Origin of the sequence: Photobacterium sp. GSS17 (genome assembly GCF_028621875.1) — a bacterium.
GTDB classification, from domain to species: domain Bacteria; phylum Pseudomonadota; class Gammaproteobacteria; order Enterobacterales; family Vibrionaceae; genus Photobacterium; species Photobacterium ganghwense.
This window is the reverse complement of record NZ_CP117517.1, coordinates 802,598-820,212: the sequence shown is the minus strand read 5'-3', so window position 1 is coordinate 820,212 and position 17,615 is coordinate 802,598. Positions and strand designations below refer to the sequence as shown.

Sequence of the window (17,615 nt, the reverse complement as noted above, 5' to 3'; positions counted from 1 at the left end):
GACTTACTTTTCCAGTTTGGCGATCTCTTCACCAAACTCACGAATATCTTCGAAACTGCGGTAAACAGAGGCAAAGCGAATATAAGCGACTTTATCCAGCTCTTTGAGCGATTCCATCACCAGATTACCGATCATTTCTGACGGCACTTCACGCTCGCCGGTAGCCCGCAACCGTGACTTGATGGTGTTGATCGCCCGCTCGATATCGTCGGTGCTGACCGGGCGCTTTTCCAGCGCACGCTGAATTCCACCGCGTAACTTATCTTCGTTAAACGGGTCGCGGCTGCCATTGGTTTTGATCACCCGAGGCATCACCAGCTCGGCTGTTTCGAATGTCGTATAACGCTCGTTGCACGCCAGGCACTGACGGCGACGGCGTACCTGGTGACCATCTGCCACCAGGCGAGAATCGATCACTTTGGTGTCATTCGCACCACAAAAAGGACAATGCATCTTGCCTCCTTATTTTCGGTATCTCAGTGTACCCCATTTCAGCGCTATGTAGAGAGTACTCGGATGAATTTTATGCCGGAAAGGCAGCAATTTCCGTATGATCGACAAAAGCAGAAAGCAGAAAGCAGAAAGCAGAAAGCAGAAAGCAGAAAGCAGAAAGCAGAAAGCAGAAAGCAGAAAGCAGAAAGCAGAAAGCAGAAAGCAGAAAGCAGAATAACAAAAGGGCTTGCCGCAGCAAGCCCTCAAAAACATCAGAACGCGATAACGAGTGATTATGCGTAAACTGGCAGGCGCTTACAGATTTCCAGCACCTTCGCTTTCGTCGCTTCAATCACTTCAGGATTGTCGATGTTGTCCATCACGTCACACATCCAGCCAGCCAGCTGCTTGGCATCTTCAACGGTGAAGCCACGGCGAGTGATCGCTGGGGTACCAACACGGATACCTGATGTAACGAACGGGCTGCGTGGATCATTCGGTACGCTGTTTTTGTTCACAGTGATGTTTGCAGCGCCCAGTGCGGCATCCGCTTCTTTACCTGTGATACCTTTGTCAATCAGGTCAACCAGGAACAGGTGGTTTTCAGTACCGCCGGAAACGATCTTGTAACCGCGCTCCAGGAACTCACCAACCATTGCTTTTGCGTTTTCCACAACACGCGCTTGGTAGTCTTTGAACTCAGGCTCCATTGCTTCTTTGAAAGCCACGGCTTTCGCGGCAATCACGTGCATCAGAGGACCACCCTGACCGCCAGGGAAAACAGCTGAGTTCAGTTTCTTGTACAACTCTTCGCCAGCATTTGACAGGATCAGACCACCACGTGGGCCCGCCAGTGTTTTGTGCGTAGTCGTTGTTACCACGTGGGCATGTGGTACCGGGTTCGGGTAAACACCCGCAGCAATCAGACCAGCAACGTGCGCCATATCAACAAAGAAGTACGCGCCCACTTTGTCAGCGATTTCACGCATGCGTTTCCAGTCAACAATCTGTGAGTAGGCAGAGAAACCACCGATGATCATCTTCGGCTTGTGCTCAAGTGCCAGCGCTTCCACTTCGGCGTAGTCAATCTGACCGTCAGCATCGATACCGTAAGGAATGATGTTGTACAGCTTACCAGAGAAGTTAACCGGAGAACCGTGAGTCAGGTGACCACCGTGTGCCAGGCTCATACCCAGAACGGTATCGCCAGCATTCAGCAGTGCCATGTAAACAGCGTTGTTTGCCTGTGAACCTGAGTGCGGCTGAACGTTCGCGTACTCAGCGCCAAACAGTTGGCACGCACGATCGATAGCCAGTTGCTCAGCTTTGTCGACATACTCACAGCCACCATAGTAACGCTTACCCGGATATCCTTCCGCATACTTGTTGGTTAGTTGAGAGCCCTGTGCTTCCATCACACGTGGACTGGTGTAGTTTTCAGAAGCAATTAACTCAATGTGCTCTTCCTGACGCGCAGTTTCTTCCTGAATGGCTGCAAATAGTTCAGCGTCGTAATCGGCAATATTCATGTCGCGCTTTAGCATCTGTCTCTCCTGACTCAGATTGTTTCATACCATTTTGTCTAAGTTGCGGCAGTTTTTCGCGCCCCGGACAAAGCGGTGGTAAACATACATTTTTGGCACAAAACTGGAAAATCGCAAAGCTAGGCGCCACGCGGACGCAAACGTTTTCGTCATGCCAGTAGATAACGCCGTATTTTACAGAAATTGATCTCAATCAGGTAGCCCTAAAGCGACTTTTTATTAGTATTTATTTCTCGTCGGGGATGAATTATTTTCAACTTGATCAATCCCTGCCCAAACAACAGGTAGACCATAAATTTGATTACACAAGAAAATAGTGAAATTTTATTTGTACAAATTTGTAAATAATTTAATACATACGCCATTGAAGCGTTTTCGTGATGAGGCTCATCTTTTTACTAAAGGAGGATTATGATGAGCGCCATCAACGAAAAGGAGTGTTGTCTTGAGCGGTTATACCCATTCACTGAAAGAAAATATCATTGCCATTCTCACCGGCACCTTTATTGTCTCTCAGGGCGTTTTCTTTTTGCAGCAGGCTAACCTGCTCACCGGCGGTACCACGGGTCTGGCACTGCTGCTGAGTCACTTTGTCGATCTCACTTTCGGCCAGCTGTACTTTATGATGAATATGCCGTTCTACCTGATGGCCTGGTTCCGTATGGGGAAAAGCTTTGCCATCTCCAGCGTGGTCGCCGGTGGTCTGGTATCGGTGATGACCGACAACCTCTATCAGGTGGTAGAAATCAGTCGTCTTGACCCGCTGTACTGCGCGGTTATCGGGGGTCTGCTGATGGGCCTGGGGATGCTGATCCTGTTCCGCCATAAAACCAGCCTGGGTGGGTTTAATGTGCTGGTACTTTACCTGCAGGAAAAAATGGGCTGGTCTGCCGGCAAGCTACAGATGGGCATCGACTTTGCGATTCTGACGGCTTCTTTCTTCCTGGTCAGCCCAACGGTTCTGATGTACTCAGTGATCGGTGCCTTTATGCTGAATCTGGTTCTGGCGATGAACCATAAACCGGGGCGTTACAGCGGTAATCAGGCACAAAAAAACCGCGCGAACGCGTAAACGCCAGCAGATACCAAGCGCTGTCACCCGGTGACAACTGGCTAAAAGCGAAGAACAGAAAAGGCTTGCGAACGCGCAAGCCTTTTTTATTTTGATAACCGATAAAGATTCAGCGCATGGCTTTGCCTGTACCTCTACGGCCCTGCACTGCCCTATTCTCTGCTTGTATAACGTCAAGCGGACAAAGCTTTTGGCTGGACAAGGCTATTGGGTAAACAAAAATATCGACCGGGGCACCTTTTTCTTGCAGGTATAAAAAAACGCGCTCCGGGCGCGTTCTTTCATTCATAGCACGGTTGAATAAGCGGGATCAGATCGCCTCTTCATCCTCTTCGCCGGTACGGATACGCACCACACGCTCGACATCAAAGATGAAAATCTTACCGTCACCGATTTTTCCCGTCTGGGCCGTTTCAATGATCGTGTCGACGCACTGGTCAGCAACATCATCGGCTACCACGATTTCCAGCTTCACTTTCGGAAGAAAATCCACCATGTATTCCGCGCCGCGATACAGCTCGGTATGGCCTTTTTGACGCCCAAATCCTTTCACTTCTGACACGGTCATACCGGTAATGCCGACATCAGCCAGCGCTTCACGAACATCATCAAGCTTGAACGGCTTAATGATGGCTTCAATTTTTTTCATGTTCATCATCCTTTGCTTGAGCAGAGGTCGGTGACGGCTCAGGCGTAAACGCCGCCAACTGCCTGATTAATATTGCCCGCAGTATAGCAAATAGGTTCGCCCCTGTTGACAGGCGGTTCAGTATTTTTCTGTGGGGAGCACCACATCGTCGTCCATCATTTTCAGCAACAGCAGTACCGCAAAAATCAGTACCAGACTGTTGAGAAACACGATCACCGGCTGCCGGAACTCCGGCTGAAACAGCTGGGGCAGATACGGGATCAGGCTATAGCCGAAAAACATGGTGACAGCAGGGATGAAGAAATAAAGCGGGATGAATCCCCAGCGATTGCCGCGGCACAGCCCGGCAATCGCGGTCAGACCGGAAATCAGTACCAATGTAGCAATCACGCTGGGCACGATCCCGATTTGCTTGAAACTGAAAATTGCCGCGAAGGTATCCGCATAGCGGATCAGGCAGATCACCACCAGTGCAGCCAGCCCTTTGGCCGCAAGGAGAAACCCATTGCGTGTGTCGTCCATTATTCTCTCTCTTCCTTGAAAGCGTGTGGAGCTGGCTGTGATCGGGATAAAAAATAATCGCATAGTTTATGCGGGTAATGTCAACAGCACAACAGTTATTTGAACAATGTTTCTCTCTTTGCCCTAACCTGCCAAATTGGCGCTGACCGCATTCAAACAACGGCAGTCAGCCATGCATTCGCACCAGATCCGCAAACCCTTCCAGGCTTCTGACAACCCGGGTCGATACCCGATTTTCTGCCCGGTTACGGTTCAACCAAACAGCTTTCATTCCCACATCACTGGCTGCCTGGGCATCCAGCTTCGGATGGTTGCCGATGTACCAACAGGCCGATGCCGGTTCGCTGGCCCGTCGCAGGGCGTGCTGAAAAATCCGCCGATCCGGTTTCGCCACTCCCACTTCTTCCGAAATCACCATGAACCGGAAATAATCCCGGATCCCGGTTTCGCGTAGTTTGGTTTCCTGATGAAACGCAAAACCGTTCGTGATAATGGCTAAAGGCGACAACTGCTGCAGGATGTTTAGAGCCGGCAGCACGTCTGGAAACAACATCCAGTGCTGGCGGTACAACCGGTAGTACTCCACGCTCAGCTTTTCAGCCTGTTCATCGCTCAGTGGCATCCGGAACAAAGCACTGATTCGTGCCCGTCGTAACTGCTCGAAACTCAACTCACCCGAACGCCAGCGCGCACGCTGCTGATCGGTGATTCGACGCCAGTCTTGTTCTATTCCATCAGAACAAGTCTGAATCTGCGATGAATAACGCGCGGCAAAAACCCGGATGGCCTGTTGCTCAGCGCCATCATGATCAAGCAGTGTATTATCGAGATCGAAAAATATCACATCGCCTCCGCGGTATATTCAACGCTTATTTCCAGCATAATCAAAATCTTGCCGATTCGGCGAGAAAAATTCGTGTCAGAAATAAAAAAACCGCCCATTTAGGGCGGTTTTTGTTCACAAGACGTTCTTTTACCGACAGATACCGGGGATTATCCCAGGTTCACGCGTGCGTTGCGGAACATACGCATCCACGGGCTGTTCTCGCTCCAGTCATCCGGATGCCATGAGTTCGCCACGGTGCGGAAGACACGCTCAGGGTGCGGCATCATGATAGTTACACGGCCATCCTGCGTCGTCAGACCGGTAATACCGTTCGGAGAACCGTTCGGGTTCGCCGGGTAGTTCTGGGTCACATTGCCGTAGTTGTCCAGGTAGCGCAGTGCAACAGTACCAGACTGCTCAATCGCCGCCAGGTGCTCAGCATTGCGTACTTCAACACGACCTTCACCGTGAGAAACGGCAATCGGCATACGTGAGCCTGCCATTCCGTTAAAGAACAGGGAGTCGCTCTGCTGCACTTCCACTAGGCTGAAGCGGGCTTCGAAACGCTCAGATTCGTTACGGACAAAACGCGGCCACAGGTCAGCACCCGGAATCAGGTCGCGCAGATTCGACATCATCTGACAGCCGTTACACACACCCAGTGCAAACGTGTCGTTACGGTGGAAGAAGCGCTCGAACTGGTCGCGAGCCAGATTGTTGAACAGGACTGACTTCGCCCAGCCTTCACCGGCACCCAGTACGTCACCGTAAGAGAAGCCGCCACAGGCAACCAGGCCGTGGAAGTCGTTCAGGGCAACACGGCCAGCCAGGATGTCACTCATGTGTACATCTTTTGCTTCAAAACCGGCACGGTCAAAGGCAGCAGCCATCTCAACGTGAGAGTTCACGCCCTGCTCACGCAGAATCGCCATTTGCGGCTTAGCGCCAGTGGCAATGTAAGGGGCCGCCACATCTTCATTGATGTCAAACGACAGGGCAACATTCAAGCCCGGATCGTTCACGTCCTTCTTCGCGTCAAACTCCTGCAGAGCACCCGCCGGGTTATCGCGCAGCGCCTGCATCTGGTACGTTGTTTCTGCCCAGATAGTACGCAGTTCAGTGCGGCTTTGCTCCAGTACACGGTCATTGCCGTTCCAGATTCGCAGTACGTCCTCGTCAACCACCGTACCAATAACGTGGCTACATGCTTCCAGACCGTGAGCGGCCAGTACCGACTGTACCTCGTCCAGGTCATCAGTGCGTACCTGAATCACAGCGCCCAGTTCTTCGTTAAACAGGGTCGCCAGCACATCGTCACACGCATCGCCGTCAGTGGTGTTAATGTCCACTTCCACCCCGGTATGACCGGCAAAAGCCATTTCTGCCAGAGTGACATACAGACCACCGTCACCACGGTCGTGGTAAGCCAGTACTTTTTCATCACGGACCAGTGCCTGAACCGCGTTAAAGAAGCCTTTCAGCAGCTCAGGGCTGTCCACGTCTGCCGGGGCATCACCCAGTTGCTTGTAAACCTGTGCCAGGGCAGTCGCCCCCAGACGGTTCTTCCCGCAACCCAGGTCAAGCAGCAGCAGCGTTGACTCGCCTTTGTCAGTACGCAGCTGTGGCGTTACGGTCTTGCGGATGTCTTCGACACGACCGAACGCGGTAATGATCAGCGACAGCGGTGCCGTCACTTCTTTTTCCTGCTCCTGATCCTGCCACTTGGTCTTCATTGACATGGAGTCTTTACCGACCGGAATCGTCAGACCCAGCGCCGGACACAGCTCTTCGCCCACCGCTTTCACTGCTTCATACAGACCGGCGTCTTCACCCGGGTGACCAGCTGCAGACATCCAGTTGGCAGACAGCTTGATACGTTTCAAATCACCGATATCGGCGCTGGCAATATTGGTGATCGCTTCACCGACAGCCAGACGGGAGGAAGCCGCAAAGTCCAGCAGTGCTACCGGCGTACGCTCACCCATCGACATGGCTTCACCGTGATACGTGTCGTAGCTCGCTGCAGTCACCGCACAGTCCGCTACCGGAACCTGCCATGGGCCAACCATCTGATCGCGCGCCACCAGGCCAGTTACCGTACGGTCACCAATGGTGATCAGGAAGGTTTTCTCGGCCACAGCCGGCAGACGCAGTACACGCTGGGTCGCGTCTTCCAGATCGATACCACTGCGATCAATCGCCTGACCTTCTGCTTTCTGCGTGGTCACGTCACGGTGCATCTTAGGCGGCTTGCCCAGCAGGATATCCATCGGCATATCGATTGGAGTATTGTCGAAGTGGCTGTCTTCCAGTGTCAGATGACGCTCTTCAGTCGCTTCGCCCACCACCGCATACGGGGCACGCTCGCGCTGACAGATAGCATCAAACACGTCCATATCTTCAGCCGCCACAGCCAGCACGTAACGTTCCTGAGATTCGTTACACCAGATTTCCAGCGGGCTCATGCCCGGCTCGTCATTCGGCACGTCACGCAGCTGGAATTTACCGCCACGCTCGCCATCGTTCACCAGCTCAGGCAGGGCATTCGAGATACCGCCCGCGCCCACATCATGGATAAACGCAATCGGGTTGGCATCACCCATCTGCCAGCAGCGGTCAATCACTTCCTGACAACGACGTTCCATTTCCGGGTTTTCACGCTGTACTGACGCAAAATCCAGATCCTCGGCCGACTGGCCAGAGGCCATAGAAGAAGCGGCACCACCACCCAGACCGATATTCATCGCCGGGCCACCCAGCACGATTAGCTTGGCACCAACCGGGATCTCTTTCTTCTGCACATGCTCGGCACGGATGTTACCCATACCACCGGCAATCATGATTGGCTTGTGGTAACCACGAATTTCTTCACCGTTGTGCGATGCCACTTTTTCTTCATACGTACGGAAGTAACCCAGCAGGTTAGGACGACCGAATTCATTGTTGAATGCGGCGCCGCCCAACGGGCCTTCCAGCATGATATCCAGCGCGCTGACAATACGCTCCGGCTTGCCGAAGTCGGTTTCCCATGGCTGAACAAAGTTCGGAATTCGCAGGTTCGATACAGTAAAGCCCACCAGACCGGCTTTTGGCTTACCGCCGATACCTGTTGCGCCTTCGTCACGGATTTCACCGCCTGAACCGGTTGATGCGCCTGGCCATGGCGAGATAGCCGTTGGGTGGTTGTGAGTTTCCACCTTCATCAGAATGTGTGCGTCTTCCTGATGGTACTGGTACTGACGGGAGGTCGCATCCGGGAAGAAACGGCCCACCGTGGAACCTTCCATAACGGCGGCATTGTCTTTGTAAGCTGACAGCACGTAGTCGCCGTGCTGCTCATAGGTGTTCTTGATCATCTTGAACAGGGACTTGGCCTGATCAACCCCGTCGATCGTCCAGTCCGCGTTAAAGATCTTGTGGCGGCAGTGCTCAGAGTTTGCCTGCGCGAACATCATCAGCTCGATGTCATTCGGGTTACGGCCCAGCTTAATGAAACTGTCCACCAGGTAGTCGATTTCATCTTCCGCCAGTGCCAGACCCAGGGTAACGTTTGCTTCCTCAAGCGCTTGACGGCCACCGGCAAGGATGTCCACGCTTTTCAGCGGGGCTGGTTCAGCCTGCGTAAACAGTACTCCAGCCGCATCCAGATCCGTAAATACCACTTCCATCATGCGGTCATGCAGCAGACCTTTCAGGGCTGACAGCTGGTCATCTGTCAGAGATGCCGTGGTGTCAACATAGTAGGCCGTACCGCGCTCAAGACGCTTAACCTGGCTCAGGGCACAGTTACGGGCGATGTCGGTAGATTTGGAAGACCAAGGAGAAATGGTGCCCGGACGAGGTGTCACCAACAGCAGCAGGCCGGAAGGCTCATGTTCTGCAATCGTCGGACCGTAAGTTAACAGGCTGGCCAGCTTGTCTTGCTCTTCCTTGTTCAGCGTCGCTGACAGATCAGCAAAGTGCATGAACTCAGCATAAATGCCTGACACAGGCAGATCTAATTCGCGGCAGCGCTCTAGCAGCTTGTTAACGCGAAACTCAGACAGTGCGGGTGAACCACGCAAAATTTCCATGTGCGTACGTCTCTCGATTAGCAGTTGAATGAAGGTGATATTGGCCTAATCCCCGTCGAAGACCGGGATAATTACGTCAATGCCACCTCGTTTGCCAGCATTTTACGAGGCGAGTTTGTCGCGATGGGGCGTAGTATAAGGGAAATCTTTTTGTGACGTAACACTTGACGCAACCGTTTGCGTGTTTTTTTTTCGATCACGCGAAAAAACCACGAAAATGCCTCATTCTCATCCCCGGTTTCGGGTATACTGCCCGACCTTTCTGACAGCCTGTCAGGATACCCATACCGCAAAAAACTGCTGTCATACAGGCGAGGATTTTGCGTATTTGATGACCTTTGGTATAAAGGACGCCCGATAGATACTGAGAGCATAGTTAATTGAGCAATCTCCGAACGCATTCCACTGTCAGACATATCATAGCCTTACTGCTAAGCACCCTGCTTCTGAGCGGCTGCTTGTGGCAGGAAGCTCCGCGTACAGATTTGGAGCGTATTCGGGAAAACGGTGTTCTTCGAGTCGGCACCCTCAATAACCAGCTTTCCTACTACATCGGCAGCGATGGTCCGACCGGGCTGGACTACGAGCTTGCCCGCCGGTTTGCCAAAAAACTGGGGGTGAAGCTGGAAATGAAGCCGATGCTGAGCCTGTCGAACATGTTCCCGACCCTCAAGCGCGGCGATGTGGATATCCTGGCCTCCGGGCTGACCATGACCGCCGACCGCCTGGCCGATTTCCGTGCCGCTCCGGCCTACTACTACGCCAGCCAGAAAGTGGTCTATAAAAAAGGACAATGGCGACCGCGCAGCATCGAAGATCTGGCCGAAAACAAAGGTGTGCTGACCGTCGTGAAAGGCTCCAGCCACGAAAAGACCCTTCACCTCCTCAAACTCCAGCACCCTACCCTGACCTGGAACAGCGTTGTCGAAACCGACAGTGACGAGCTGATGCGCCAGGTGGCGGAAGGTGAGCTGGACTACACCATGGCAGACTCGGTTGATGTCGCCCTGAACCAGCGGATTTACCCGGACATCGCGACCGCATTAGAGCTGACGGAAGACGAACCTATCGCCTGGTTTGTTAATCAGCGTCACGACGACAGCCTGTATGCCCTGCTGATTGAATTCTTCGGCGACATCAAACAAAGCGGTGAACTGGCCAAACTGGAAGAGAAGTACTTCGGCCACGTGGACAAGTTCGACTATGTTGACACCCGCGCCTTCCTGCGCGCCATGGATCACAAACTGCCAGAGTGGAAAAATCTGTTCCAGCAGTATTCCGGGGAATTTGACTGGCGCCTGATCGCCGCCCTGTCCTATCAGGAATCGCACTGGAATCCGCAGGCGGTATCACCGACCGGCGTCCGCGGCATGATGATGCTGACCCTGCCGACAGCCAAGGCTGTAGGCGTGAAGAATCGTCTGGATCCAGAGCAGAGCATTCGTGGCGGCACGGAATACCTGCGCAAAATCATCGCCCGGATCCCGGACAGCATTGAAGACCATGAGAAAGTCTGGTTTGCCCTGGCCTCTTACAATGTTGGCTTTGGTCACCTGATGGATGCCCGTCGCCTGACCAAATCACAAGGCGGCAACCCGGATGCCTGGAGTGATGTCAAACAGCGGCTGCCGTTGCTACGTAAGCGTAAGTTCTACACCCAGACGCGCTACGGCTATGCCCGTGGTGATGAAGCCCTGAACTACGTGGAAAACATCCGCCGCTATTACCAGAGCATTATTGGTTATGAGCAGGCACACAGCCTGCCGCCAACCGATGACATAGCCATTGTGGACGGGCTGAACACCATCCAGCCACCAGCGGTCTCTGAGAGCCAGAGCGCGCTGCCCGTTCCGCCGCCACCGTCCACTACACCGTCAGATGAGCTGCCGGACATCAGCACCAACAAAACGGCCAGTAACTAATGGGGTTACCGGCCATTCGCCAGTTTCAGACCTGCCATGGAAAATCAAACGGCAATTGATGACGTTATTGGCAGGAAACGCTAGTGTCTGGTGAAACTAGCGGCCTGAAAGCGCTGTAACCTGCATGACGACAGCCAGCCCAGGCCAGCCCCCTCGCGTGACCTTCACTTTCAATGAAAAACAGCAAGTTCAGTGAGATCACGCTAGCAATACGGGATAATTCTGGTCCACAGCCCAATCATTTTCGCTGATACTGCAGAAAAAGGAGCCTGCGTACCGGGACAGTCCGTATGGCAGGAGAGAAATATTTGCAGGAGGCGCTATGCAGTTTTCGAAGAAAAAAGCCCTTGACCGAATGAGGACGCGGATGGCGGTCTCGGCAACTCGCCGTAAACGCCTGCATGCCAACATTCGAAAAAAAATTCACTGGCGGCATCGTAACTTTGTCCTGAGCTGTTGTACGGAGTAACCCTGTGTTACCCGACACAGTTAAGTCCAAGGTGCTAAGGTGCTGTGCACAGAAATACACACGCACCGGCGCACCACCATTCAGACGCTATCACCTTATTCGGGTGCGTGACGACACTCAGGCACAACGAAAACAAGGGCTCATTTGAGCCCTTGTTTGTTTTTACGGTGCCATTCAGTTGGTCTTGTGGTGAGCGCGACAACAAGCCTTGCTGGCCATCCATCACTAAGAGCGGTTCTGCTTATCACTGTCTGGCTGAGCGGTTGCCTGCTCCGCAGCGCGACGGGCCAGTTTTTCTGCTTTTTTCTCTGCCCGCCGCCGCCGGAAGAAAGCCTGCAACTGCTCGCGGCATTCCACTTCCAGTACACCGGACTGAATCAGCACATGGTGATTTGCCTGCTCATAACTAAGCAGGTTCATGATGCTGCCCGCAGCGCCGGTTTTCGGATCTTGCGCCCCATACACCACTTTGCCGATCCGGCTATGGACCATGGCGCCGGCACACATAGGGCAGGGCTCCAGCGTCACGTAAAGGGTCGCTTCCAGCAGCCGGTAATTTTGCAGTACTTGCCCGGCCTGACGCAGCGCCATGATTTCCGCATGTGCCGTTGCATCATGCTGAGTAATAGAGCGATTCCAGCCTTCCCCAATCACCCGTCCTTCGTGGACGATCACGGCACCAACCGGGACTTCCCCGTCGGCTTCTGCCCGGGCGGCCAGTTCAATGGCTCGGCGCATAAAAATTTCGTCGTTTGACGAGGCGTTCTGGTCACTCATGGCTCTTGGTCTACCGAAAGATAACTGCTTATGGGGCGCTGATTATACCCAACCCCCGCCAAGATGCGAGGTGCAAGGACAGCACCTGCCGCGCCATCCCAGTTTACATCAAGGTGAACCGCATCATAGCGGACGGGGACGCGGCAGGCGCTCGGCCAGAAAATCCACCAGCAATCGCACTTTTGGCGACAAGTGACGGTTTTGCGGATACAGCACCCATATTCCTTCTTCCGGTTCCTGAAACGCAGACAACACAGGGATCAGCCGTCCTTGGGTAAGGTCATCACTGATGTAGTAATCCGGCAACTGAATCAGCCCCAGCCCTTTCAGCGCGGCATCCCGTAAGGCATTGCCGCTGTTGCAACGCAGGTTACCGGTGACTCTGAAGCTGCGCTCCCGCCCCGCTTCCTGAAAGTGCCAGTGATCGTGATTGCCAATCAGGCAGTTATGGTGACGCAGCTCAGACAGAGTGTGCGGAGTACCGTACTTTTCCAGATACTCCGGCGCGGCGCACACAAACTGGGTGCGGTGTGACAGTCGCCGAGCCACCATCGTCGACGGGCTGTTCAGGCGGCCAAGGCGAATCGCCAGATCGTAACCGCCATCAATCAGATCGACAGTCTGGTTGGTCAGTATCATGGTCACTTCAATACTCGGGTACTCCAGCATGAAGTCATTAATCAAAGGCATGATGAACTGTTCGCCGTAGGTCACCGGTGCAGTCAGCTTCAACAGCCCCCGCGGCATACCCTGTCGTTCACTGATCGCCCGCTCAGCTTCAGCCAGGCTATCGAGAATCTGGCGGCAGTGGCGGTAGTACAACTGACCTTCTTCGGTCAGCGACACTTTCCGGGTCGTCCGGTAAAACAGCTTGGTATTCAGGCGGTTTTCCAGGGCACTGATTTGACGGCTGACCTGGGCAGTAGAGATACCAAGTTGCCTTGATGCACCCGTGAAACTGCCGGTTTCTGCCACCGAAGCAAACTCGGTGACCCCTTCCCATCCAAACATTTCGTCTATTGTTACCACACAGTAAAAGTTATTTTCATTTTAAGCTAATTATCATCACACGAGAAACAAATATACTGACAGCCAGATATCAGTGAGCGGATGGATTTCGCCACGCTCACTCGTTTGCCATGAAAATCACCTATTTTTATAGCGATTGCTTTTGTCGCAGTCGCAGGGAATAACAGACGGGTAACCCCTTTACTCAGACGGAGAGAACACGACCATGTCAGAGAAATTCATCAAATCACGCGCCGCTATTGCATGGGGTCCGAAGCAGCCATTGTCGATTGAAGAAGTGGATGTGATGCTGCCGAAGAAAGGCGAAGTGCTGGTGCGCATTGTCGCGACCGGCGTCTGCCACACCGATGCCTTCACCCTGTCCGGCGAAGACCCGGAGGGAATTTTCCCGGCCATTCTGGGCCACGAAGGGGGCGGTATTGTGGAAATGGTCGGTGAAGGCGTCACCAGCGTTGCCGTGGGCGATCATGTGATTCCTCTGTATACCCCGGAGTGCGGCGAATGTAAGTTCTGCCTGTCAGGCAAAACCAACCTGTGCCAGAAGATCCGTGAAACGCAAGGTAAAGGCCTGATGCCGGACGGCACCACCCGCTTCTACAAAGACGGTCAGCCGATTTATCACTACATGGGCTGCTCAACGTTCTCTGAATACACGGTTCTCCCGGAAATCTCGCTGGCTAAAGTCAACAAGGAAGCTCCGCTGGAGGAAGTCTGCCTGCTGGGCTGTGGCGTGACCACCGGGATGGGCGCCGTACTGAAAACCGCCAAGGTGCAGAAAGGCGATACCGTGGCCATTTTCGGTCTGGGCGGAATTGGTCTCTCAGCAGTGATCGGCGCCACCATGGCGGGTGCCAGCCGTATCATCGGGATTGACATCAACGAAGATAAATATGCGCTGGCGAAAAAGCTGGGAGCCACCGATTGCATCAACCCGAACGATTATGACAAGCCGATTCAGGAAGTAATTGTCGAGATGACCGACGGCGGTGTCGACTTTTCGTTTGAATGTATCGGTAACGTCAACGTGATGCGTTCCGCCCTGGAATGCTGCCACAAAGGCTGGGGAGAGTCGGTGATCATCGGGGTCGCTGGTGCCGGACAGGAAATTTCCACCCGTCCGTTCCAGCTGGTAACCGGTCGCGTGTGGCGAGGCTCAGCCTTTGGTGGCGTCAAAGGCCGTTCAGAACTTCCGGGTATCGTGGAAGACTACATGGCGGGCAAATTCAAGCTGGATGACTTCATTACCCACACCATGGGTCTGGAAGGCATTAACGAGGCTTTTGACCTGATGCATCAAGGCAAAAGCATCCGCTCTGTGATCCACTACGATAAATAACCTGTTAGGCCGGGAGGCATTCACCTCCCGGCTGCGTTATGAGAGCTGTTATGACTATCGAAAACGTAAGCTGGAATAAAAGCTTTGGCGGCTGGCACAAACAATACACCCACCACTCTGATGTACTGGGTTGTGAGATGCGCTTTGCGATCTATCTGCCGCCACAAATCGCACAGGGTGAAAAAGTCCCGGTGCTGTACTGGCTGTCCGGACTGACCTGCACCGACGAAAACTTTATGCAAAAAGCCGGTGCCCAACGGATAGCGGCCGAGCTCGGCATTGCCATTGTCGCACCGGATACCAGCCCGCGCGGTGAGGATGTACCGGATGATGCTGACGGCGCCTATGACTTTGGCCACGGGGCCGGTTTTTATGTGAATGCCACGCAGGCACCGTGGAACCGAAACTACCGGATGTACGATTACGTGGTGCATGAGCTGCCGGCACTGATTGAAACCCATTTTCCGGTGAACGACAAACGCGCGATCAGTGGCCATTCCATGGGCGGCCATGGCGCACTCATGATTGCCCTACGCAACCCGTCCCGCTACACCTCCGTGTCAGCGTTCAGTCCGATTGCCAACCCAGTCAATTGCCCGTGGGGGAAGAAAGCCTTCACGCACTATCTGGGCAACGATCAGGAAAGCTGGAAAGCGTACGACAGTGCCGAGCTGATGAAGCATAATGCCCAGCCCGTGCCTGCCCTGGTTGATCAGGGGGATCAGGATAACTTTCTGGCGGAACAACTGAAGCCGGAAGCCTTGCTGTCTGCGGCACAGGCTGTCGATTATCCGCTTGAACTGCGGATGCATGAAGGGTACGACCACAGCTACCACTTCATTGCCAGCTTTATCGAAGACCACCTGCGTTTTCATGCGCAGTACCTGCTGTAAACCGGCAAAAAAATAGCCCGCATTATGCGGGCTATTTTAATGGCTCATCTTTTTCAGCTGACGGCAGTGTTCTGCTGTAGGCTGTTTCAACTCTAACCCTTCACGCTTGGGCGCTCCGGCTTTGTCATTACCGCTTATCCGTTGACTTAGAAGCCCAGAGGGATACCGAAAGTAAAGAACGCAACCAGTAGCGCCGTCCAAGACAGCAAGAAAGTAATGGAGTACGGCACCATCATCGCAATCACATCGCCGAACGACAGCTCTGGCTTGTACTTACGCATGAAGGCCAGCACCACCCCGGCATAGCTCATCATTGGTGTAATGATGTTGGTTGACGAATCTGCCACACGGTATGCCGCCGTCACCATGTCCGGTGTCATGTCCGGGTTCACCTGGTACAGCATCGGGACAAAGATCGGCCCCAGCAGCATCCATTTCGAGGTCAGGCCGCCGACAAACAGGTTAATCAACGCGGTTGTCAGGATAAAGCCGATAATCAACAGGATCGGGAAGTTCTGCAGGCCCAGCGAGCCCAGGAATGTTGCCCCCAGATACGTGACATACGTGCCCAACCCGGAGAAGCCCAGCAGTGCAAGGAAGTTGTACGAGAAGAACGTCAGGACCAGAATATAGCCCATGGTGTTCATCTGCTTCACCATGGCGGAGACCACGTCCTGCAGTGATTTGAATTTACCGGTCGAGACGCCAAAGAAAATACCGATTGTCGCGAACACCATGGCAATCAGCAGAATGACGTTATCCAGATAAGGTGTCACCTCGCGACCCGCTTCGTTGGTGTACGTCGCCAGTGGCCCCATCGCCAGCGCCGCAACCGCAGCCAGTGACAAAATCAGACCGATACCTGCCGCACGCAGGCCCTTGTCTTCAGCATCCGTCACCTGGAAGTCATCCAGATTCAGATCTTCCGGGATCTGGTAAGGCATCTTTTCAAGACGAGGGCCGACAAAACGTACCGTTACCCATGCGCCCAGAGCCGCCAGCAAGAAGGTGGAGGTGGCGATAAAGAAGTAATGCATGGTGGCTGGGTTAATAGGGTTGCCCTGTGCCGTTACAAACGGAATGCCTTGTGATTCAGCAAAAATGCGGGCGTTAACGCCAAGGATAACATCAGATGGTGTCGCTGGAATCAGGTTGGCAGAGAAACCGGCTGACACCCCGGCAAACGCCGCAGCCATACCGATTAGCGGGTTCTTACCCAGTCCGGCATACAGCAGGCCAGCCAGCGGGATCAGGATCAGGTAACCGGCGTCACTGGCAATTGAACTCATGATACCCAGGAACACCACCAGCAGAGGCAACCAGCGATCGTTAATACGCAGGCCCACTTTCTTGATTACGGTCGACAGCAAACCGGAATGTTCGGCAATCCCGACCCCGACCATCACGATCAGGATCACACCCAGAACGCCTCGGCCAAAGGACAACCAGTTTGTCAGCAGCGCATTATCAAACATCCAGCGTACATTCTCTGCCGCCAGCATGTTTTTAATGGTGTGAGTAACCGCACTCCCGTCCGCCCCGGTTGTCTGGAATTGCAGACCCCCAATTAAACCGGTCATCAGCAGACAGAAGACAAACAGGCTCATGAAAATAATTACCGGGTCAGGGATCTTACGGCCGACCCTTTCAATCACTCTGATTATTCCTTTATTTCTGGCAATCGGTGCCAATGTGTCACTCATTATCGTTATTTCCTTATTCCATAAACGAGAGATAATACTGTTAATGGCAGTGAAAATAACAAAATAAACCTAAATATCAAAACAAAATATCAAACTTATTAATCATAAATAAAACCAATAAAAACAATATAATCAATAAAACAAACCAACAAAGAATATATATTCAGAACATAAACCCATAAAAACAACAAAATTAAGAATCACAAACAATCAGAATTAAGTAACGAATAGTTACCAACAACCAGAATTCATATCCAACAAGAATATAACCCTATATATCCACCCCACGACATGCCTTTTGGCTATGTTTCAAAAGACAAAAAAGCCCCGCATGGCGGGGCTTGCTAATGGTCATGCTGCAATTACAT

The 17,615-nt window shown here is 53.1% G+C and carries 14 protein-coding genes; 5 read left to right on the top strand and 9 right to left on the bottom strand.

Features of this window, described 5'->3' with window-relative positions:
* Positions 1-3 precede the first annotated feature (3 nt).
* Positions 4-453, bottom strand: a complete 450-nt coding sequence (gene nrdR, locus PGW97_RS03660; protein ID WP_047883937.1) for a transcriptional regulator NrdR — start codon at positions 451-453, stop codon at positions 4-6.
* Positions 454-516: 63 nt separating this feature from the next.
* On the opposite strand from nrdR, the gene PGW97_RS03655 reads away from it, so the two are divergent.
* On the top strand, positions 517-735 hold the full coding sequence (locus PGW97_RS03655; protein ID WP_273858767.1) for a hypothetical protein: 219 nt from the start codon (positions 517-519) through the stop codon (positions 733-735).
* On the opposite strand, the gene glyA is transcribed toward PGW97_RS03655, so the two are convergent.
* Positions 726-1,976 carry a serine hydroxymethyltransferase gene (gene glyA / locus PGW97_RS03650; RefSeq protein ID WP_047883938.1) on the bottom strand — a complete coding sequence of 417 codons (1,251 nt, stop codon included), beginning with the start codon at positions 1,974-1,976 and terminating at the stop codon, positions 726-728. The genes PGW97_RS03655 and glyA overlap by 10 nt on opposite strands.
* A 445-nt stretch (positions 1,977-2,421) precedes the next feature.
* Between glyA and PGW97_RS03645 the strand changes: the two genes are divergently transcribed.
* Positions 2,422-3,048: a YitT family protein gene (locus tag PGW97_RS03645; RefSeq protein ID WP_217392077.1), complete on the top strand. Its 627-nt coding sequence runs from the start codon at positions 2,422-2,424 to the stop codon at positions 3,046-3,048.
* A 310-nt stretch (positions 3,049-3,358) separates the two neighbouring features.
* Here the strand turns inward: PGW97_RS03645 and glnB are convergent, their stop codons facing one another.
* From glnB to purL, 4 genes are all read right to left on the bottom strand, one after another.
* Positions 3,359-3,697, bottom strand: a complete 339-nt coding sequence (gene glnB, locus PGW97_RS03640; RefSeq protein ID WP_047883940.1) for a nitrogen regulatory protein P-II — start codon at positions 3,695-3,697, stop codon at positions 3,359-3,361.
* Between the two features lie 117 nt (positions 3,698-3,814).
* Complete coding sequence (locus tag PGW97_RS03635; RefSeq protein ID WP_047883941.1) at positions 3,815-4,219, bottom strand: hypothetical protein; 405 nt, start codon at positions 4,217-4,219, stop codon at positions 3,815-3,817.
* A 166-nt stretch (positions 4,220-4,385) separates the two neighbouring features.
* Positions 4,386-5,063: an HAD family hydrolase gene (locus tag PGW97_RS03630; RefSeq protein ID WP_273858763.1), complete on the bottom strand. Its 678-nt coding sequence runs from the start codon at positions 5,061-5,063 to the stop codon at positions 4,386-4,388.
* 149 nt (positions 5,064-5,212) lie between these two features.
* Positions 5,213-9,118: a phosphoribosylformylglycinamidine synthase gene (gene purL, locus PGW97_RS03625; protein WP_273858762.1), complete on the bottom strand. Its 3,906-nt coding sequence runs from the start codon at positions 9,116-9,118 to the stop codon at positions 5,213-5,215.
* A 380-nt stretch (positions 9,119-9,498) separates the two neighbouring features.
* On the opposite strand from purL, the gene mltF reads away from it, so the two are divergent.
* Positions 9,499-11,040 carry a membrane-bound lytic murein transglycosylase MltF gene (gene mltF, locus PGW97_RS03620; RefSeq protein ID WP_443147105.1) on the top strand — a complete coding sequence of 514 codons (1,542 nt, stop codon included), beginning with the start codon at positions 9,499-9,501 and terminating at the stop codon, positions 11,038-11,040.
* Between the two features lie 694 nt (positions 11,041-11,734).
* On the opposite strand, the gene tadA is transcribed toward mltF, so the two are convergent.
* Together tadA and PGW97_RS03610 are read right to left on the bottom strand one after the other, a co-directional pair.
* Positions 11,735-12,286, bottom strand: a complete 552-nt coding sequence (gene tadA, locus PGW97_RS03615; protein ID WP_273858760.1) for a tRNA adenosine(34) deaminase TadA — start codon at positions 12,284-12,286, stop codon at positions 11,735-11,737.
* Between the two features lie 123 nt (positions 12,287-12,409).
* Positions 12,410-13,297, bottom strand: coding sequence for a LysR substrate-binding domain-containing protein (locus tag PGW97_RS03610; RefSeq protein ID WP_047883945.1), 888 nt, complete (start codon positions 13,295-13,297; stop codon positions 12,410-12,412).
* 223 nt (positions 13,298-13,520) lie between these two features.
* Between PGW97_RS03610 and PGW97_RS03605 the strand changes: the two genes are divergently transcribed.
* Positions 13,521-14,651 (top strand): S-(hydroxymethyl)glutathione dehydrogenase/class III alcohol dehydrogenase, encoded by a 1,131-nt coding sequence (locus PGW97_RS03605; protein WP_207103312.1) that lies wholly within the window; start codon positions 13,521-13,523, stop codon positions 14,649-14,651.
* 50 nt (positions 14,652-14,701) lie between these two features.
* Positions 14,702-15,544 (top strand): S-formylglutathione hydrolase, encoded by an 843-nt coding sequence (gene fghA / locus PGW97_RS03600; protein WP_273858756.1) that lies wholly within the window; start codon positions 14,702-14,704, stop codon positions 15,542-15,544.
* A 146-nt stretch (positions 15,545-15,690) separates the two neighbouring features.
* Here the strand turns inward: fghA and PGW97_RS03595 are convergent, their stop codons facing one another.
* Positions 15,691-17,247, bottom strand: coding sequence for an AbgT family transporter (locus tag PGW97_RS03595; protein ID WP_273858754.1), 1,557 nt, complete (start codon positions 17,245-17,247; stop codon positions 15,691-15,693).
* Positions 17,248-17,615: the final 368 nt, after the last annotated feature.